The 2,212-nt window shown below is 58.6% G+C and carries 2 protein-coding genes; both read right to left on the bottom strand.

From position 1 onward, the window contains the following. The coding region (groL, locus tag ACCD05_RS31615; RefSeq protein ID WP_413397610.1) for a chaperonin GroEL at positions 1-1,622 on the bottom strand (1,622 nt) is incomplete at its 3' end. A 60-nt stretch (positions 1,623-1,682) separates the two neighbouring features. Next, positions 1,683-1,997 (bottom strand): co-chaperone GroES, encoded by a 315-nt coding sequence (gene groES, locus ACCD05_RS31620; RefSeq protein WP_112437467.1) that lies wholly within the window; start codon positions 1,995-1,997, stop codon positions 1,683-1,685. Between the last annotated feature and the right edge of the window lie 215 nt (positions 1,998-2,212).

Genomic DNA, 2,212 nt, shown 5'->3' on the forward strand with positions numbered 1-2,212 from the left:
TCCATGCCAGCGGCGGCCGGCAGAGCAGGAGCGGTATCCTTCCTAGGCTTTTCAGCGATCATCGCTTCCGTCGTCACCAGCAGGCCGGCAACGGATGCGGCGTCTTGGAGCGCGGTGCGCACGACCTTTGCCGGATCAATGACGCCCTGCGCGTAGAGATCGCCATACTCACCGGTCTGCGCATTCCAGCCATATGACAGCTCGCTCTTTTCCCGCAGCTTTCCAACCACGATCGATCCCTCGGCGCCGGCGTTTTCCGCGATCTGCCTGATGGGAGCCTCGATCGCCCTTCGGACGATGTCAATCCCGACGCGCTGATCGTCGTTGGCGGTTGGCAGACCGTGGAGTGCATTCACCGCGCGAAGCAATGCAACACCTCCACCCGGAAGGATGCCTTCCTCGACGGCGGCCCGGGTTGCATGCAGGGCGTCGTCGACTCGGTCCTTCTTCTCCTTCACTTCAACTTCCGTCGAACCGCCGACCCGGATGACAGCAACGCCACCGGCTAGCTTGGCAAGGCGTTCCTGCAGCTTCTCGCGGTCGTAATCGGAGCTGGTCTCCTCGATCTGCGCCCGGATCTGGGCGACGCGACCATCAATTTCGGCCTTGGAGCCGACGCCATCGATGATGGTGGTGTTTTCCTTTTCGATTGCCACCTTCTTGGCACGGCCCAGCATGTTCAGCGTGACGTTTTCGAGCTTGATGCCGACATCCTCGGATATAACAGTGCCGCCGGTGAGGATAGCGATGTCTTCCAGCATCGCCTTTCGACGGTCGCCGAAGCCAGGAGCCTTGACGGCTGCGATCTTAAGGCCGCCGCGCAGCTTGTTGACGACCAGGGTCGCTAGAGCTTCGCCTTCGACGTCTTCCGCGATGATCAGAAGTGGCTTGCCTGACTTCACCACTGCTTCCAGGACCGGAAGCATGGCCTGTAGGTTCGAAAGCTTCTTCTCGTGGATCAGGATGTAGGGATCCTCGAGTTCGACCCGCATCTTGTCCTGGTTGGTGACGAAGTAGGGGCTGAGGTAGCCGCGATCGAACTGCATGCCTTCGACAACCTCGAGCTCCGTCTCCGCCGTCTTGGCCTCCTCGACGGTGATCACACCCTCATTGCCGACTTTTTCCATCGCCTCGGCGAGGTAACGGCCGATCTCTTCATCGCCGTTCGCCGAGATCGTGCCGACCTGGGCGATCTCGGAATTGCTGGTGATCTTGCGGGCGTTGGTCTTCAGTTCCCTAACGACGGCGTCGACGGCGATGTCGATGCCGCGCTTGAGGTCCATCGGGTTCATGCCCGAAGCGACAGCCTTGGCGCCTTCCTTGACGATCGCCTGGGCGAGCACGGTCGCGGTCGTGGTGCCGTCGCCGGCAAGATCATTGGTCTTTGATGCCACTTCTCGCAGCATCTGGGCGCCCATGTTCTCGAATTTGTCTTCGAGCTCGATTTCCTTGGCAACGGATACGCCGTCCTTGGTGATGCGCGGTGCGCCAAAGGACTTGTCGATCACGACGTTGCGCCCCTTTGGGCCGAGGGTCACCTTGACCGCATTGGCAAGCACATCGACCCCACGCAGCATGCGTTCACGGGCATCGGTGTGGAATTTGACTTCTTTCGCAGCCATTTGTCTAACTCCTCAATAGGCAGCTACTGACTGATAGTGGTGGGTATACGAAACAGCCCGTCAGGCCGCCTTCTTCTGCTCGGCTTGAACGTCAATGATGCCTAGGACATCACTTTCCTTCATGATCAGCAGGTCCTCACCGTTAATCTTGATCTCGGTGCCGGACCATTTGCCGAATAGGATGCGATCGCCAGCCTTGACGTCGAGCGCCTGGATCTGGCCGGCCTCGTTACGCGCGCCAGTGCCGACAGCGACGACCTCGCCTTCTGACGGCTTCTCCTTTGCGGTATCGGGGATGATGATGCCGCCCTTGGTCTTTTCCTGGGATTCGACCCGGCGGACGAGAATGCGATCGTGAAGTGGTCGGAACGACACGTTTTCCTCCATTGAGCAAAAATGATGACGTTGAAACCCTACCGAACCGGATGACCAGTCCGGGCGGGTGCGAACCTCAAACGAGCGTTGGCGGGCAAAATTTATTTTCGAGATTTTTCGATTTCAAGAGGGTCGATAAGAAAAATTAGCACTCGGCGTCGTTGGCTGCTAACATGCTGGAAAGGAACAATAAACAGCATCGCCGAATTCAAAAA

Source organism: Rhizobium sp. Rhizsp42, from assembly GCF_047304155.1.
In the GTDB taxonomy this organism is placed as follows: Bacteria; Pseudomonadota; Alphaproteobacteria; order Rhizobiales; family Rhizobiaceae; genus Rhizobium.